This window comes from Streptomonospora alba, from assembly GCF_000826685.1.
Classification (GTDB): Bacteria; Actinomycetota; Actinomycetes; order Streptosporangiales; family Streptosporangiaceae; genus Streptomonospora; species Streptomonospora alba.
In genome coordinates this window covers 1-16,310 of sequence record NZ_JROO01000005.1, presented here as the reverse complement: position 1 = coordinate 16,310, position 16,310 = coordinate 1, and the positions used below count along the sequence as shown (strand labels likewise).

General features: G+C 72.4%; 12 protein-coding genes and 1 tRNA gene. 5 read left to right on the top strand and 8 right to left on the bottom strand.

Annotated elements, in window-relative coordinates; all coding sequences use genetic code 11:
- Nucleotides 1-473: 473 nt before the first annotated feature.
- Nucleotides 474-1,316 carry an aminotransferase class IV gene (locus tag LP52_RS02305; protein WP_040270379.1) on the top strand — a complete coding sequence of 281 codons (843 nt, stop codon included), beginning with the start codon at nt 474-476 and terminating at the stop codon, nt 1,314-1,316.
- 228 nt (nt 1,317-1,544) lie between these two features.
- On the opposite strand, the gene LP52_RS02300 is transcribed toward LP52_RS02305, so the two are convergent.
- The gene (locus LP52_RS02300; RefSeq protein WP_040270495.1) at nt 1,545-1,964 is read right to left on the bottom strand and encodes an SsgA family sporulation/cell division regulator; all 420 of its coding nucleotides are present in this window, start codon (nt 1,962-1,964) and stop codon (nt 1,545-1,547) included.
- 449 nt (nt 1,965-2,413) lie between these two features.
- On the opposite strand from LP52_RS02300, the gene LP52_RS02295 reads away from it, so the two are divergent.
- Nucleotides 2,414-2,487, top strand: a tRNA-Val gene (locus tag LP52_RS02295).
- Nucleotides 2,488-2,945: 458 nt separating this feature from the next.
- Here LP52_RS02295 and LP52_RS02290 read toward each other — a convergent pair.
- Both LP52_RS02290 and LP52_RS02285 read right to left on the bottom strand, forming a co-directional pair.
- Nucleotides 2,946-3,359: a PGPGW domain-containing protein gene (locus LP52_RS02290; protein ID WP_238580698.1), complete on the bottom strand. Its 414-nt coding sequence runs from the start codon at nt 3,357-3,359 to the stop codon at nt 2,946-2,948.
- Between the two features lie 120 nt (nt 3,360-3,479).
- Nucleotides 3,480-4,664, bottom strand: a complete 1,185-nt coding sequence (locus LP52_RS02285; RefSeq protein ID WP_238580697.1) for an FAD-dependent monooxygenase — start codon at nt 4,662-4,664, stop codon at nt 3,480-3,482.
- A gap of 467 nt (nt 4,665-5,131) precedes the next feature.
- Between LP52_RS02285 and thrS the strand changes: the two genes are divergently transcribed.
- Entirely contained in the window at nt 5,132-7,105 is a 1,974-nt protein-coding gene (gene thrS, locus LP52_RS02280) for a threonine--tRNA ligase (protein ID WP_040270375.1), read from the top strand.
- Between the two features lie 47 nt (nt 7,106-7,152).
- Here the strand turns inward: thrS and LP52_RS02275 are convergent, their stop codons facing one another.
- The 5 genes from LP52_RS02275 to LP52_RS02255 all read right to left on the bottom strand — a co-directional run bounded on the left by LP52_RS02275 (nt 7,153) and on the right by LP52_RS02255 (nt 13,962).
- Nucleotides 7,153-8,049 (bottom strand): alpha/beta fold hydrolase, encoded by an 897-nt coding sequence (locus LP52_RS02275; RefSeq protein WP_238580696.1) that lies wholly within the window; start codon nt 8,047-8,049, stop codon nt 7,153-7,155.
- Between the two features lie 100 nt (nt 8,050-8,149).
- A complete protein-coding gene (locus LP52_RS02270) occupies nt 8,150-8,620 on the bottom strand; it encodes a GbsR/MarR family transcriptional regulator (RefSeq protein WP_040270372.1) in 471 nt (156 codons plus the stop codon).
- A 154-nt stretch (nt 8,621-8,774) separates the two neighbouring features.
- Nucleotides 8,775-9,929: an acyl-CoA dehydrogenase family protein gene (locus LP52_RS02265; protein ID WP_040270371.1), complete on the bottom strand. Its 1,155-nt coding sequence runs from the start codon at nt 9,927-9,929 to the stop codon at nt 8,775-8,777.
- Nucleotides 9,930-9,931: 2 nt separating this feature from the next.
- Entirely contained in the window at nt 9,932-12,340 is a 2,409-nt protein-coding gene (locus tag LP52_RS02260; RefSeq protein ID WP_052809332.1) for an acetyl/propionyl/methylcrotonyl-CoA carboxylase subunit alpha, read from the bottom strand.
- An 11-nt stretch (nt 12,341-12,351) separates the two neighbouring features.
- Nucleotides 12,352-13,962 (bottom strand): carboxyl transferase domain-containing protein, encoded by a 1,611-nt coding sequence (locus LP52_RS02255; RefSeq protein WP_040270370.1) that lies wholly within the window; start codon nt 13,960-13,962, stop codon nt 12,352-12,354.
- 134 nt (nt 13,963-14,096) lie between these two features.
- Here LP52_RS02255 and LP52_RS02250 point away from each other — a divergent pair, with 134 nt between their 5' ends.
- Together LP52_RS02250 and LP52_RS02245 are read left to right on the top strand one after the other, a co-directional pair.
- Complete coding sequence (locus LP52_RS02250; RefSeq protein ID WP_040270369.1) at nt 14,097-14,672, top strand: SACE_7040 family transcriptional regulator; 576 nt, start codon at nt 14,097-14,099, stop codon at nt 14,670-14,672.
- A gap of 190 nt (nt 14,673-14,862) precedes the next feature.
- Nucleotides 14,863-16,242: an NAD(P)/FAD-dependent oxidoreductase gene (locus LP52_RS02245; RefSeq protein ID WP_040270367.1), complete on the top strand. Its 1,380-nt coding sequence runs from the start codon at nt 14,863-14,865 to the stop codon at nt 16,240-16,242.
- The last annotated feature ends 68 nt before the right edge of the window (nt 16,243-16,310 follow it).

Here is a 16,310-nt window from a genome sequence, read left to right as displayed (position 1 = left end):
TCCGTCGTCGTCTCGGCCGGACCGCGCCGCCCCCGGGGTGAGGGGCGCGCATGCGTCCGCGGGGCCCCCGGGGGTGAGGGTCCTCGTAAGCGTTGCCCAGATGATAGCCATTCGTAACCCACCTAGTCGCTTTGCCGCGGCGTGTCGGACGGGTGGCTACTTAGTGCGATAGGACGGGTACCGGTGCGATTGGCCACGTTACCTGTGGTGGCGTGTACGCATAGGGGGGCGGCCAAAGCTGGTCACTGTCCTTGCGTCCGCGGGCTCGGCACGCATGTGACGTCGGCGGCACCGACGCGGTGTGCCAGCGTCGGTGCCGCCGAAGTGGCAGGATCTAGGGACGCGGACCGGCGCGGTGCGCGTGCGCGGGGGCGGAGCGGCGGCTGTGAAGCGGCCCGGCTCCGCCGCGCCCGGGGCGGGCGGTCGGCCGCGCCGCGGACGCCGCGTCGACCAGCACAAAGGAGGAGTCGAGCATGCGGGTGTGGATCGCCGGCGCGGGATACGGCCGGGGTCGGGTCGTCGACGAGACCGAAGGCCTGATCCCCGTCCTGGACCACGGCATCACCGTGGGGGACGGCGTCTTCGAGACCGTCAAGGGTGTGGGAGGAGAACCCTTCGCACTGACGCGGCACCTCCAGCGGCTCGCCCGCTCCGCGGCCGGGCTCGGACTGCCGGAGCCCGACCTCGACCTCGTCGCCGGGGGCGTGCGCCAGGCGCTGGACGCCAATCCCGGTATCGAGCTGTCGCGGGTGCGCATCACGGTGACCGCCGGCTCGGGGCCGCTGGGCTCGGAGCGCACGCCGGGCGAGCTGACCTGCGTGGTGGCGGTGGGGCCGCTGAGCCGGCCGACGCCCACCGTCGACGTGGCCGTGACACCGTGGACACGCAACGAGAACGGTCCGCTGACCGGGTTGAAGACGACCTCCTACGCGGAGAACGTGCTCTCGCTGGACTACGCGCGCCGGCGCGGAGCCGGCGAGGCGATCCTCGCCAACACGGCCGGGAACCTGTGCGAGGGAACCGGCAGCAACGTCTTTGCGGTCCTGGACGGCGAGCTGCGCACTCCGCCGCTGTCGGCGGGACCGTTGGCGGGCATCACCCGCGAACTGGTCCTGGAGTGGGCCGGAGGGGCCGAGACCGACATCGCGATGACCGACCTCGACCGGGTCTCCGAGGCGTTTCTGACCTCATCGGGGCGCGACGTGCAGCCCATTCGGGCGATCGACGGCAGGGAGCTGCCCGCTGCACCGGGTCCGGTGACGCGCAAGACCATGGACGTGTTCGTCGAGCGCGGTGCCTCCGACATCGATCCCTGAGCCGCAGGGCGCGTTCCGTACTGACCGGGCGCGCCCGCCTGCCTCGTCCCGTCCGTAGGTCGGGAGGTTTGTCCCGATTGCCGGTGACGGGATGGTTTGCCATGGGACGGCGCGGGTAGAGCGGCACCACGGATCCAGGCGCTCGCTCGTCCTCACCGGACACACGCGTCCCGATCTGGGACTCCCGGGGTTCGAACGGGGCCGAAAGCAGCCCGCGCCTCTGCGGCCTTACGGCTGCAGGTGGCGCTCGATCTCGGAGTCGAGGTCGACGTAGTCGCCCTCCTGGCCGGCGGGCACGATCTCGTAGGTGCGGTGGAGGAACTCCGCCAGCGGCGAGACCTCGGCGTCGAACTGTGCCTGCCCGAACGGGGAGGAGAGCGCGATGTTGACGGTGCGCTCGCCGGCGCCCTTCTCCGGCCACACCCGCACGTCGCCGTCGCCCGCCGCACGCACGATCCCCACAGTGAGCAGTTCGCGCGCGAAGATCCACTCGACGGGCTCGTCCTCGCCGGTGTGGAACGCGACCTTGATCGCGTAGGGATCGTCGGCGGTGTAGTCCAGCCGGGCGACCAGAGGGACGGCCGTGCGGTCGGGGACCACGAGCCGAAGACCCAGCTCGGCGCTGGCAGTGATGCCGCTACTGTTCATCTTCGCCAAACCTTTTTCTCATCCGGCCCCGGGTGCGGGCGCGGGTTCGTTGCCGTCTCGACCGCTCCAACGCGGTCGAGCGCGGTCTATGACGCACAACCGGCGGATTTCTTGCCGGTCGGGGTTACTTGGAGTTCGGTTGACGGTCCATAGGCCGCCACCTGGTCCTCCGTCACTGTAATGAGCTGCGGAAACCAGGAATTTCCCGATGATCTGTGCTGCGCATCACGCGGAGTGCCGACGCGGGGGAGCTCAGTGGGGGTCGGGGTGCCCGGATGCCCGCGCCTGTCGGGCTTCTGTCGCTTTGCCCCGTGTTGGATGCCGCAATGACTCCGCTAGATGAGACGTCGGTCACAGTAAGGTCGGCCTCCTGGGATGGACTGCACGATGCACCCTTTCGGATGCGCTAGAGTTTTCAGTGTTCGCCCCGCACGGGGCCGGACGCCTTCGGGCGATTAGCTCAGTTGGCTAGAGCGCGTCGTTCACACCGACGAGGTCACTGGTTCGAGTCCAGTATCGCCCACGAGTCGGCCTGCGCCGGTCGGCGACAAGGGTCGCCTTCCCCGCGGGCCGCTGTATTTTCCGGGGGCCGAGCCCCCGAACCCCCGCGAGTCGGCCTGCGCCGGTCGGCGACGAGAGTCGTCTTCCCCCGCAGGCCGCAGTGCTTTCGGGGACAGTCGGTCCGGTCCCCCCGCGATGCGCCCCGCAAGGTACTCAGGTTACCGCTCGGCTTGCCGAGGCCGGATCCGTTCACACGGAAGCCGACCGTATCCGTCGCTGATGTTCCGAGCAGCCGAAGGTGCCGGCGCCGCGGCACCACCCGGTCCCGGAACCCGACGAGCGACGTACCCGCTGGGCAGTGCGCATTGCGGCGCCGAACCACGGGTCGGAGCCGCTGACGCGGCGCGTGGTCGAAGCCATAGTGGGCGGGACGGACCCAAACCCCGTAACCGGACGCCCGATTCCGATGGGCAGGCCGCGTCAGCGCCGGGCCGAAGCGGGCGGGGGCGAAGCGGCCCTCTTGCGCTCCATGCGCCGCTGCGCCTTCTGCACGGCTTGGACCTTGGCGCGGTGGGCCCACTCGCGCGCGTGCCGCAGAATGCCCCGAGCCCAGCTGAACTCGGTGGCCAGGATCGCCAGCCCCAGGATGATGCCCGCGACCCCGGGGCCGGGAGTGACGCACATGACGACTCCGGCGAGCAGGATCAGCATCCCCACGGTTGCGACCACTACCCGCCAGGTCAGGCTCAGGACAGGATGGGAGTGCATGCGCCTGCGCCAGATGCGCAGCCGGGCGCGGAACTTGCGCCACCGCCGGGAGCGGCGATAAGCACGTGACGTGGGGGATGCCGCCGGGTCCGGGTGGCCAGCGCCGCTCATGGGGCTCGGAGACATGGGTTCTACGATATCCGGCCTATCAAGGCCGAGTAACGGTGCAGGCGGCACAAATCCGAATCTGTTGCGCGGGTGCCTGGTGATCTCATCGCACAATCGCCGGTCGGCCGCGCCCGGCGTTCAGCCCGTCGTGGGATCGGCGCCCACGGGTCGTGCGCCGTCCTCTGCCGGCTCCCGGCCGTAGATCACCTCGGCGTTGGCTTCCTCGGCCTTGGCCACCGCCCGCTCCCAGGCTTCCGGTGTGCGCTCGCCGGACGCCCGCAGCGTGGCCAGGATCTGGCGGGTGACCGCGTGCAGGCGGTCGGTGCGGGCCTTGCGGGTCCGCGCGTAGTCCTCCAGCGCGCCGTCGACCGACAGGGCCGTCGCCTCGCGCAGGCGGCCCGCCAGCGCGACGGCGTCTTCGACGGCCTGGTTGGGCTCCTGGGCGAAGAAGGGCAGCGTGGGGTGGGCGGCGTCGCCCATCAGCGCGACGCGGCCGCGGTGCCACACGGGGACGGGGGAGTGGTCGTGCACGCCTCGGACCCCGACCCATTCGGCGGCCGAGATCAGCCTGGGCACCGCAGGGCTCCAGCCGTCGAAGGCAGCGGTGAGGTCCACGACGCGGTTCCGTGTGGTCCAGTAGCCGGGATCGTCGGCGCCGGCGGGCACCGCCGCCGTGAAGCACACCTTCCTTCCGGCGGCCACGGGAAAGCACAGGATGTAGCGGTCGTGCCCGGCCCAGACGTGGATCCGCGCGCGACCGCACAGTTCGGGCACCCGGGAGGCCGGTGCCAGCCCGCGGTAGAGCAGTCGCCGCGGCGGGCGGTAGCGCTCGGTGTTGAGCAGGCTGCGTATCAGCGAGTTGGCGCCGTCGGCCCCGACGGCGACGTCGCCGTGCACCTGCCGGCCGTCGGAGCAGCGCACGGTGACCCCGTCGCTGTCCTCCAGGAGGTCGGTGACATAGCGCCCGTAGCGCACCGCGTCGGAGGGCACGGCCCCGCTCAGAACCCGGTGCAGGTCGGAGCACAGCAGCGTCAGCGTCGAGGCGCCGTAGCGTTCGGCGAACGCGTCGCCGAGCGGAGCGCTGCCCAGCAGGCGGTCGTCGTCCCAGCGCAGCACATCGCGCGCAGCGGGCCGGACGCCGACGCGTTCCAGGGCCGGCCCCAGCCCCAAGCGCAGCAGCGGGCGCAGGGCGTTGGGAGTGAGCTGGATACCGGCTCCCGCGGGAGCCGGGCCCGGCGCCTGCTCCAGGACCGTGACTCCGACACCGTCGCGGGTGAGCGCGGCCGCCAGCGACATCCCGGCGATACCCGCCCCTACGACCACAACTCGCACAGGAACCCCCGGGCCCGCTCGCTTCTGGCTTACCTGATCCCGGTGGCTTGTATGCCCGTCCGGACGCCTTGCGGCACCCAACGGATCCTAAACGGTCCGACCTGATCCCTAAATGGTCGAATCCGATCCCGGTCGGTCGCTTTCGGTGACGAAACCCCGGTTCGCCGGGCTTTCCCGGGGCTCCGCGCGCGAAGCTCCGGGCGGGAAATTCCTACCCGTTTCTAACGGTTTCCAAAGGAGAGGCCCATCCAGACCCCATCAGGGGTCAAGCGGGACGAACGGGAGCACCCGGCGGCACCGCCGCAGACCCCGGGCCCGCCTCGTGTGCCGCGGCGCCCGTGGAAGGCACGCGGCGCGGGCCGAGCCGATAGCATCGAGGGAAGCGGCGCGGCCCGCCCCTGTGCTCCGCGCCCGCGCAATCCCGCGTGTATTCGCCGACCAACGTGTGAGGAGCCACTGTGTCCGTCGTGCCTGAGTTGCGTATCACCCTCGCCGGAACCGAGCGTGCGGTGGCGGCTCAGACTACGGCCGGCCAGGCGCTGGAGGCCGACGGGCGAACCGTGGTCGCGGCCCGCGTCAACGGCGAACTGCGCGACCTCGCCCACGAGCTCGCCGAGGGCGACGCGGTCGAGCCGGTCGCCGTGCAATCCGAGGACGGCCGCGCCATCCTGCGCCACTCCACCGCCCACGTCATGGCCCAGGCGGTCCAGGAGCTGTTCCCCGAGGCCAAGCTCGGCATCGGTCCGCCCATCGCGAACGGCTTCTACTACGACTTCGACGTCGCCGAGCCCTTCACCCCCGACGACCTCAAGCGCATCGAGAAGCGCATGCAGGAGATCGTCAAGCAGGGCCAGCGCTTCGACCGCCGCGCCGTCTCCGACGACGAGGCCCGCGCCGAACTCTCCGCGGAGCCCTACAAGCTGGAGCTGATCGGCCTCAAGGGCGACGCCGACGACTCCGCCGAGGGCGCCGGAGTCGAGGTCGGCGCCGGCGGCCTCACGGTCTACGACAACGTCCACCCCAAGACCGGCGAGCTGTGCTGGAAGGACCTGTGCCGCGGGCCGCACCTGCCCACCACCAAGTCCATCCCCGCCTTCAAGCTGATGCGCTCGGCCGCCGCCTACTGGCGCGGCAGCGAGGCCAACCCGCAGTTGCAGCGCATCTACGGCACCGCTTGGGAGACCCGCGAGGCGCTCAAGGACTACCTCGCGTTCCTGGAGGAGGCCGAGAAGCGCGACCACCGCAGGCTGGGCGCCGAGCTCGACCTGTTCTCCTTCCCCGAGGAGCTGGGTGCGGGCCTGCCGGTCTTCCACCCCAAGGGCGGTGTGGTCCGCAAGGAGATGGAGGAGTACTCGCGCCGGCGCCACGAAGAGGCCGGCTACGAGTTCGTCAACACCCCGCACATCTCCAAGGCGCAGCTGTTCGAGACCTCGGGGCACCTGCCGAACTACAGCGAGGGCATGTTCCCCCCCATGGAGTTCGAGGGGCAGGACTACTACCTCAAGGCCATGAACTGCCCCATGCACAACCTGATCTACCGGTCGCGGGGGCGGTCCTACCGTGAGCTGCCGCTGCGGCTGTTCGAGTTCGGCACGGTCTACCGCTACGAGAAGTCCGGCGTCGTGCACGGCCTCACCCGCGCCCGCGGCTTCACCCAGGACGACTCCCACATCTACTGCACCCGCGAACAGGCCCCCGACGAGCTGGACAGCCTGCTCACGTTCGTGCTGGACCTGCTGCGCGACTACGGGCTGAGCGACTTCTACCTGGAGCTGTCCACCCGCGGTGAATCCGAGAAGTTCATCGGAGAGGCCGACGAGTGGGAGGAGGCCACCGAACTCCTGCGCCAGGCCGCCCAGAAGCAGGGCCTGGACCTGGTCATGGACCCCGGAGGCGCCGCCTACTACGGCCCCAAGGTCTCGGTCCAGGCCAAGGACGCCATCGGCCGCACCTGGCAGATGGCCACCCTGCAGGTCGACCTGCAGCAGCCCAAGCGCTTCGGGCTGGAGTACACCGCCGCCGACGGCTCCCGCCCGCGCCCGCTGATGATCCACCGCGCGCTGTTCGGCTCGATCGAGCGGTTCTTCGGCGTGCTGCTGGAGCACTACGCCGGCGCGTTCCCCGCCTGGCTGGCACCCGTGCAGGCGGTGGGCATCCCCATCGCCGACGAGCACGCGCCCTACCTGTCGGGCTTCGTCGAGCGGCTGCGCGCCGAGGGAATCCGCGCCGAGGTGGACTCCGGCGACGACCGCATGCAGAAGAAGATCCGCAACGCCCAGAAGCAGAAGATCCCGTTCATGCTGCTGGCCGGTGATGAGGACATCGCCAAGGGCGCCGTGTCCTTCCGCTACCGCGACGGTTCCCAGAACAACGGGGTGCCGCTGGACGAGGCCGCCGACGAGATCGTCCGGGCGGTACGCGAGCGCCGGTAGGGGCGCTTCAGGGGCGCAGGCGCCCCGAGCCCGCTCGACGGTCCGGCTCAGCGGTGCGCGGCGTCCAGGGACTCCTGGGCGCCGCGGCAGGTCCGCAGGATCACCGCCGCAACCGTCCGCGGGTCGTCTGCCATGGGGATGTGCCCGCAGCCGGCCAGCGCGACCCTGCGGGCGTGCGGGATGCGGTGCAGCGCCCGCCGGGCCCCGGCAGGCGGCAGCAGCCGGTCGCGCTCGCCCCAGGCCACGGTCACCGGGCATTCGACGGTGCCGGCGAAGGTGTAGCGGGCGACGTGCGGGACCATCCGCACGAAGGGCGAGCCCGGAGCGATCACCGAGGTGTCGAAGGCGATGTCGCGCGCGGCCGGGGAACCGGGGTCGGCTCGCAGGATGCGCTGCGCCAGCGCACGGGCCGGCGCGGTGTGCGCGGCCGCCCGGACGAGCGCCGGCGGAATGCGGGCGGCGCCGCGGGCGCCCAGGGCCAGGACGCGCGCACCGGCCGTGCGCGCGGCCGAGCCGAACCCGATCGGAGACAGCGCCGTCACCGAGGCCGCCCGGCCGCGCGCGGCCATCTCCAGCGCCACAGCGCCGCCCAGGGAGTTGCCCACCACGTGCGGCCGGTCCAGCCCGAGGTCGGCACACAGTTCCAGCACGGCGTCGACGAGGAACCCCACGTCGTAGACCGAGCGGGGCTCGTAGGGGGCGTCGGGAGCGGGTGCGGGCGAGTCACCGAAGCCGGGCAGGTCCGGGGCCACGACCTGGTAATAGGGCGCGAGGTCGGCCACCAGCGGTTGCCACGCCCGGCGGTGGTGGCCCAGTCCGTGCAGCATCAGCACGGGCTCGCCCGTTCCCCAGCGGTCGTAGACGATGCGCGACGTCTTCATGAACACCAGGTGTACCCGATTCCGGCGGGGGATACGGATCTCCTCCCGCGCGGGATCCGTCATGTCCTCCGGCGGTGATCGCGGGCAGGCCGGTGCAGGGGAGAAGCGGGCCGGCGCCGCGGCCGGTGCGCGCAGCGTGGTCCGCCTCCCGCGGGCGCACGGACTAGCTGCGCTTCGCCTCCCGCCGACGGTGCCAGCGTTCGATCAGCGCGGGGAATTCGTCGAGGACGAACTCGTAGAACTCGCGCATCTCCTCCAGCCGGGGCCGCGCGTAGCCGCCCTGGGCGGTGGTCTCGACGCCGCGCTCGGCCATGCGCATCATCGCGTCCACGACCTCGTTCTGCCTGCTGAACAGGCGGGCCCAGGCGTCGTCGCGCAGCCGGTAGTGGTCGCGCCGGCTGCCGACCGCGGGGACGCGCTCCACCAGGCCCACCGACGTCAGCGTGGTGATCGCTCCCGACACCGACCCCGTGCTGACGGTGAGTTCCTCGGCGAGCTCCCCCTGGGTCAGCGTGGGCTGCTCGGCGAAGATGACGGCGGCCAGCACGCGGGCCGCCATGCGCTGCATCCCGTGTTCACTCAGGATCAGCGCCAGCTGCTCGGCCGTCTCGCGGCGCTCCTCGACTGTGGGCAAGCCGGTGCCTCCTCGGAGTCGCGGTACACGCCGATGCTACCGAAACCTTCGTTGGACCGGAGTTTTCGGAAAACTCCGAGAACCGGGCTCGCGGGCGCGGCGGGAGCGGGAGCCCCGCCGCAGCGCGCGGCGCCCGACGCCGGCCCCGCCGGTGTCAGGCGGGCAGGCCCAGCTCCCGAGCGATCAGCATGCGCTGGATCTCCGACGTTCCCTCGCCGACTTCAAGGATCTTGGCGTCGCGGTAGAACCGGCCCACCGGGTACTCGTTCATGAACCCGTAGCCGCCGAAGATCTGCGTGGCGTCGCGGGCGTTGTCCATGGCGGCGTTGGAGGAGGCCAGCTTCGCGATCGCGGCCTGCTTCTTGAACGGCTCGCCGGCCAGCATGCGCGAGGCGGCGTCGTAGTAGGCCAGGCGGGCGGTGTGGACGCGCGCCTCCATGTCGGCGATCATGAACTGGATCGCCTGGTAGCGCCCGATCGCGTTGCCGAACGCCTCGCGCTCGCCGGCGTAGCGCAGGCTCTCGTCGACGCACCCCCGGGCCAGGCCCACGCCCAGCGCCGCGATGGCGATCCGGCCCTCGTCGAGGATGCGCAGGAACTGGGCGTAGCCCCGGCCGCGTTCGCCCACCAGGTTGGCCTCGGGCACCCGGCAGTCGTCGAACACCAGCTCGTTGGTGTCGGAGGCGTTCCAGCCGACCTTGGAGTAGTGCTGGCCCACCGACATGCCCGGCGTGTCGGAGGGGATCAGGATCGCCGAGATCTCCGGGCGGCCGTCGGGCTTGCGTCCGGTGGCCGCGGTGACGGTGACCAGGGCGGTGATGTCGGTCCCGGAGTTGGTGATGAACGACTTGGTGCCGTCGACGACCCATTCGCCGTCCTCCAGCCGCGCTGTCGTGCGGGGGGAGCCGGCGTCGGACCCGCCGCCGGGCTCGGTCAGGCCGAAGGCGCCCAGCGCCTCGCCCGAGCACAGGCGCGGCAACCAGGTGCGGCGCTGCTCGTCGCTGCCGAAGCGGTGGATCGGCATGGCGCCGAGCGAGACTCCGGCCTCCAGGGTGATCGCCACCGAGGAGTCGGCGCGGGCCAGCTCCTCCAACGCCAGGCACAGCGCGAAGTAGTCGCCGCCCATGCCGCCGTACTCCTCCGGGAAGGGCAGGCCGAACAGGCCCATGCGCCCCATTCCCGCGACGATGTCGTAGGGGAAGGCGCCGCGCTCGTAGTAGTCGCCGATGACCGGTGCCACCTCGGTGCGGGCGAACTCCTCGACGGTGCGGCGCAGCTCCTCGTACTCCTCGGACAGGCCGTGGGCCATGACTACTCCTCGGTTGCGGTGGATGCGGCGTCGGGGGCGCCGGAGCCGGACGGGGCCTGCGCGGGCTCCGGAGTGATGCGGGCCAGCAGGGCGTCCATGGCCACCGGGCGGCCCGAGCGGACGGGCAGCTCGGCGACGATGCCGTCGACGGGCGCGGTGACGGTGTGCTCCATCTTCATCGCCTCGACGACGGCCACGGGCGCACCGGCGCTGACCTGATCGCCTTCGGCGACGGCGACCGAGAGGACGGTGCCGGGCATGGGACTGCGGACCGCCCCGTCGCCGGCGGCGGACGCGCCGCGGGCCGGCGCGAGGACGGGGTCGTCCTTGAAGTGCCAGGCGGTGCCGCCGCGGCCCAGCCACAGCCCGGAGGCCTCGGCGGCGCGGGCATAGCGCAGGGTCCGCGAACGCAGCGCGACGGTCAGGGCGCGGCCGTCGGAGGCTCGGGCGGCGTCGACGGGGACGGCGGGGCCGCCGTCGACGCTGATCTCGTAGCCGACGGTGCGCGAGGCCGCGTCGTCGCCGGGCAGCAGGGAAGGCACGCCCGCGCCCTGCGGATCCGCGGCGTCGGCGGGCTCGGTCGCGGGACGCCGGCGGACGCGCACGGCGACGCCTCCGTGCCGGGTCGAGCGTAGCCGCCACGCTGTCCACGCAGGTGCGCCGATGCGCCAGCCGTCGGGGACGGAGAAGCGGTCGGCGGTGCGCGGGTCCGGCTCCAAGCCGAGCTGGTGGTCGGCGGCCGCCGCCAGCAGTTCGTCGGGTACGGCCGGGGCGGGGGCTTGGGCCGTGCCGTCGGGGGCGCGGGTGTCCGGGGCGGCGTCGGGGCCTGTGGCCGCGGTCAGCTCGGGGGCGAGCCGTTCGGTGAGGTCGGTGCTCAGCGCGCCGGAGCGGACCTGGGGCGTGCCCAGCAGGGCGCGCAGGAAGGAGACGTTGGTGTCGCAGCCGAGCAGGGTGTATTCGGCCAGCGCCGCGTCCATCCGGTCCAGTGCCGCCGGGCGGTCGGGTGCCCACGTGACGACCTTGGCGAGCATGGGGTCATAGGCCGACGTGATCTCGGCGCCTTCGTCCAGCCCGGAGTCGACGCGGACGTCCTCGCCCGCGGGCTCGTGAAGCAGCAGGACGCTGCCGCCGGTGGGCAGGAAGCCGTGGGCGGGGTCCTCGGCGTAGATCCGCGCTTCCACGGCGTGGCCCGACAGCGACACGTCGGCCTGGGTGAAGGGCAGCGGCTCGCCGCGGGCGACGCGGATCTGCAGTTCGACGAGGTCGATGCCGCGCCGGCCGCCGACCGCGGCCACGGCCTCGGTCACCGGGTGCTCGACCTGCAAGCGGGTGTTCATCTCCAGGAAGGAGTAGTCGAGGGCCGCGGCCGTCTGCAGGGGAGCGGCTTGCGGTGGTCCTGGAGGGGCGGGGGAGGGTCGACTGGAAGGCCCCGGCCCCTCCGCGGCGTGCCGCCCCGAGCCGCCTCCGCGGGCCGCACCACTCGCCGCGGTCTCCTCGGCGGCATCCGGCGGCTCGACGATGAACTCCACCGTGCCCGCTCCGACGTACCCGCAGGCTTTGGCCGCCGCCACTGCGGCCTCGCCCATCGCCGCGCGCTGCTCGTCGCTCAGCAGGGGCGAGGGCGACTCCTCGACGATCTTCTGGTGGCGGCGCTGGAGGCTGCACTCCCGTTCGCCGAGGTGCACCACGTTGCCGTGCCCGTCGGCCAGGACCTGCACCTCGATGTGGCGCGGGCGGCGCACCAGCCGCTCCGCCAGCAGCGTCCGGTCGCCGAAGGCCGACTCGGCCTCCCGGCGCGCCGCAGCGGCGGCGGCAGCCAGCTCGCCGGGGCCGTTCACCACGCGCATCCCCTTGCCGCCGCCGCCCGCCGACGGCTTGAGCAGCAGCGGGTAGCCGGTGCGTTCGGCGGCGCGCACCAACTCGTCCTCGTCCATGGTCCGGCCGGGTTCCTCGGCGAAGCCGGGCAGCAGCGGGACACCGGCCTCGGCGACGCGCGCCTTGGCGCGGATCTTGTCGCCCATCGCCTCGACGGCCTCGGGCGGCGGACCGATGAACACCAGCCCCGCCTCGGCGCAGCGCCGTGCGAAGTCGGCGTTCTCGGAGAGGAAGCCGTAGCCGGGGTGCACCATCTGCGCACCGGACTCCACAGCAGCCGCCACGATCGCCTCGGCGTCGAGGTAGCTGTCGGCCAGCGACGCGCCGCCGACGCACACCGCGGCGTCGGCCGCGCGCACGTGCCGGGCGCCGGGGTCGGCGGTGCTGTGCACGGCCACCGAGCGCAGCCCCATGCGCCGCACGGTCCGCATGATGCGCACCGCGATCTCGCCGCGGTTGGCCACCAGCACGGCGGCCGCGCCGCCGGGCGCCGGAGCCCGGCTGGCCCCGCTCGCGCGCTGTTCACGATCGGACATCGTCGTCCACCTCACATCCGGAACACGCCGTAGCCCACCGGCTCCAGCGGCGCATGACGGGCGGCCTCCAGCCCCAGCGCCAGCACGGTGCGGGTGTCGGCCGGGTCGATGACACCGTCGTCCCACAACCGCGCCGTGGAGTAGTAGGGATCGCCCTGCCGTTCGTACTGCTCGCGAATGGGCGCTTTGAACTCCTCTTCCTCACCGGCCGGCCACTCTTGGCCGCGGGCCTCCAGCTGGTCGCGCCGCACCGTGGCCAGGACCGAGGCGGCCTGCTCGCCGCCCATCACCGAGATCCGCGCGTTGGGCCACATCCACAGGAACCGGGGCGAATACGCCCGTCCGCACATGCTGTAGTTGCCTGCGCCGAAGGAGCCCCCGATGACCACGGTGAACTTGGGCACCCGCGCGCAGGCCACCGCCGTGACCATCTTGGCTCCGTGCTTGGCGATACCCCCGGCTTCGTAGTCGCGCCCGACCATGAACCCCGAGATGTTCTGCAGGAACACCAGCGGCGTGCTGCGCCGGTCGCACAGCTCGATGAAGTGCGCGCCCTTGAGCGCCGACTCCCCGAAGAGGATCCCGTTGTTGGCGACGATCCCCACCGGATGGCCGTGGATGCGGGCGAACCCGCACACCAGGGTGGTGCCGTATTCGGCCTTGAACTCGGTGAACTCGCTGCCGTCGACGACGCGGCCGATGATCTCGCGCACGTCGTAGGGGGTCCGGGTGTCGGTGGGCACCGCGCCGTAGATCTCGGCGGGGTCGAGCGCGGGCGGTTTCGGCTCTGCGCGCTCCCAGGCCGGTTCCTCGCGCGGCCCCAGCGTGTCGGCGATCTGGCGGACGAGCGCCAGCGCGTGGCCGTCGTCGTCGGCCAGGTGGTCGACGACGCCCGACGTGCGGGCGTGCACGTCCCCGCCGCCCAGTTCCTCGGCGGTGACGACCTCGCCGGTGGCGGCCTTCACCAGCGGCGGTCCACCCAAAAAGATCGTTCCCTGGTCGCGCACGATCACGGCCTCGTCGCTCATCGCCGGGACGTAGGCGCCGCCGGCCGTGCAGGAGCCCAGCACGGCGGCGATCTGCGGGATGCCCAGCTGCGACATGGTCGCCTGGTTGTAGAAGATGCGGCCGAAGTGCTCGCGGTCGGGGAAGACCTCGTCCTGCATCGGCAGGAACGCGCCGCCGGAGTCGGCCAGGTACACGCACGGAAGCCGGTTGTGCAGCGCCACCTCCTGGGCGCGCAGGTGCTTCTTGACGGTCGCGGGATAGTAGCTGCCGCCCTTGACGGTCGCGTCGTTGGCGACGATCACCGTCTCGCGCCCGCACACCCGCCCGATGCCGGTGATGATCCCGGCGGCGGGGGCGTCGTGGCCGTCGGTGCCGTAGATCCCCCAGCCGGCCAGCGGTGACAGCTCCAGAAACGGCGACCCCGGATCGAGCAGGCGGTCCACGCGCTCGCGCGGCAGCAGCTTGCCGCGCTCGGTATGGCGGATGCGGGTCTTCTCCGGGCCGCCCAGAGCGGTGGTGGCCAGGCGCTCGCGCAGCTCGGCCGCCAGGGCGCGGTTGGCCCGGGCGTTGGCCGCGAATTCGGCGCCCTCGGTGTCGATGGCCGAGCTGAGCACCGGTGCCGTTGGCATCTTCGCCTCCGCGGTTAATGATCGCTAACATCAGGGATGTTAGTGTCCGTTAACGCCGGTGTCCAGAGCGGAGCGCACGCTGTTTCCAGCACGCGCGGGGCGAAGGGAGGGAGGCGCCGATGGCAGGCCGCGCAGGGAGCGACCGCCGCGCCGAGATCCTTCGGGCCGCGGCCGACCTGTTCGCCGCCCGCGGCTTCCACGGCGTCAGCATCGACGACCTGGGGCGCGCGGTGGGTACCAGCGGCCCCGCGCTCTACCGGCACTTCCCGGGCAAGGAGGCGCTGCTTGCGGCGATCCTTCTCGAGGTCAGCGAGCGCCTGGCCGCCGACGGCAAGGAGCGTGCCGAGGCCTGGATCGACGATCCCCGCCGGGCGCTGGAAGAGCTGCTGCGCGGCCACATCCGCTTCGCGCTGACCGAGCCCGCGCTGATCACCGTGCACGACCGCGAGTTGGACAACGTCCCCGAGCCCCACCGCCGCCGCATCCGCCGCCTGCAGCGCGGCTACGTCGAGCAGTGGGTGAGCGTGCTCGCCCGGCTGCGCCCCGAAGCGGACCCGCCGACCCTGCGCGCGGCGGTGCACGCCGCCTTCGGCCTGCTCAACTCGACCCCGCACAGCGCCCAGGAGCTCGCACCCGACCCCATGGCCGAGCTGCTGCTGGCCATGGGCCGTGCGGCGCTGCTGGCCGGCGACTGAGGGCCGCCGTCGGCCGCCGGCCTCCGCCGGTGTGTCGCCCCGCATGCCCGGCGCGACCGGGCCTACGTTTGACGGCAGGGCGCTCGGGCAGCCGAACGACCGACGGGCTCGTGCGCCCGGCGTGCCGCCGGCGCGGCTGCGCCCGGGTGGACCCGTACCGCAAGGCGGTCTAAGGGGGAGTGGAACGACGATGGCACGGCCTCGCATCGTGGTGATCGGCGCAGGATTCGCAGGGCTGCAGACGCTGAAGCGGCTCGAACGGCGCGTACCCAAGAGCGCCGCCGAGATCGTGCTGGTCGCACCCAACGACTACATGCTCTACAGCCCGCTGCTGCCGCAGGTGGCCTCGGGGCTGCTCACGCCGCAGTCGTTGGCGGTGTCGCTGCACCGGTCGCTGCGGCGCACCCGCATCGTGCCGGGATCGGCCGTGGGCGTCGACACCGACGCCAAGGCGGTACTCATCCGCAAGATCTCCGACGAGATGACCGTGGAGCGCTACGACCGGCTCGTCCTCGCTCCGGGCAGCCTCACCCGGGTCTTCGACATCCCCGGACTCACCGAGCACGCCTTCGGCAACAAGAACCTCGCCGAGGCCACCGTGCTGCGCGACCACGTGCTCGCGCAGCTGGAGTTGGCCAACGCCACCACCGACCCCGTGGAGCGCGAGGAGCGCTGCCGGTTCGTGGTGGTCGGCGGCGGCTACACCGGCGTGGAGACCGCGGCCTCACTGCGCCGGCTGACCGAGGAGGCGGCGCAGCTCTACCCGTCGCTGCGCTCGGCCATCAGCTGGCACCTGGTCGACATCGCGCCGCGGCTGCTGCCCGAACTGGGCACCAAGCTGGGTGAAGAGGCGCTGGACCTGCTGCGCTCCATGGGCGTGGAGGTCAAGCTGGAGGTGACCGTCAAGGAGGTCACCGAGCAGAAGGTGGCGCTGACCGACGGCCGCGTCCTGCCGTGCCGCACCCTGATCTGGACCGCCGGCACCTCTCCCAGCCCGCTCATGGACTCGCTGGGCGCCGAGACCAGCCGCGGCAAGCTTGTGGTGGGCTCCGACCTCGCGGTCCCCGAAATGCCCGACGTCTTCGCGATCGGCGACGCGGCCGCGGTGCCCGACCTGAGCAAGGACGACCCCGACGCGCTCTGCCCGCCCACCGCCCAATACGCCGAGCGCCAGGGCACGGTGGCCGCCCAGAACGTGATCTCCTCGCTGACCAACCGGCCCACGCGCACGTTCCTGCACAAGGATCTGGGCCTGGTGGTCGACCTGAGCGGGCGCGACGCCGTGGCGCGGCCGCTGGGCTACGACCTCTCCGGCTTCCCGGCGTTCGCGGTCACCCGCGGCTACCACCTGTGGTCGCTGCCCTCCAACCCCGCTCGCGCGCGGGTGGCGGCCAACTGGATGATCCGCGCGGTCACCGGCGGCGAGGTCGCACGGCTGGGCTTCCACCGCGGCAAGCCCTCGACCTTCGTCGATCTGGAGGCCGCCCACTACCTCGGAGCCGAGGACGCGCGCCGGCAGAGCGCGCAGCTGCTGGAGGCGGCGGACCAGGCCCACACCGGCGGCGGCTGAGCCGATACGGCCCGGCCGCGGCCCCCACGGCCCCGCGGCCGGGCCGGGACATGCAACGGGGCGGCGGC

Excerpts from the sequence above, each read along its gene's own strand:
- LP52_RS02265 (WP_040270371.1), bottom strand. The coding sequence starts at position 9,929 with ATGGCCCACGGCCTGTCCGAGGAGTACGAGGAGCTGCGCCGCACCGTC.
- LP52_RS02275 (WP_238580696.1), bottom strand. The coding sequence starts at position 8,049 with ATGACGGATCCCGCGCGGGAGGAGATCCGTATCCCCCGCCGGAATCGG.
- LP52_RS02250 (WP_040270369.1), top strand. The coding sequence starts at position 14,097 with ATGGCAGGCCGCGCAGGGAGCGACCGCCGCGCCGAGATCCTTCGGGCC.
- LP52_RS02300 (WP_040270495.1), bottom strand. The coding sequence starts at position 1,964 with ATGAACAGTAGCGGCATCACTGCCAGCGCCGAGCTGGGTCTTCGGCTC.
- LP52_RS02245 (WP_040270367.1), top strand. The coding sequence starts at position 14,863 with ATGGCACGGCCTCGCATCGTGGTGATCGGCGCAGGATTCGCAGGGCTG.
- LP52_RS02305 (WP_040270379.1), top strand. The coding sequence starts at position 474 with ATGCGGGTGTGGATCGCCGGCGCGGGATACGGCCGGGGTCGGGTCGTC.
- LP52_RS02260 (WP_052809332.1), bottom strand. The coding sequence starts at position 12,340 with ATGTCCGATCGTGAACAGCGCGCGAGCGGGGCCAGCCGGGCTCCGGCG.
- LP52_RS02290 (WP_238580698.1), bottom strand. The coding sequence starts at position 3,359 with ATGTCTCCGAGCCCCATGAGCGGCGCTGGCCACCCGGACCCGGCGGCA.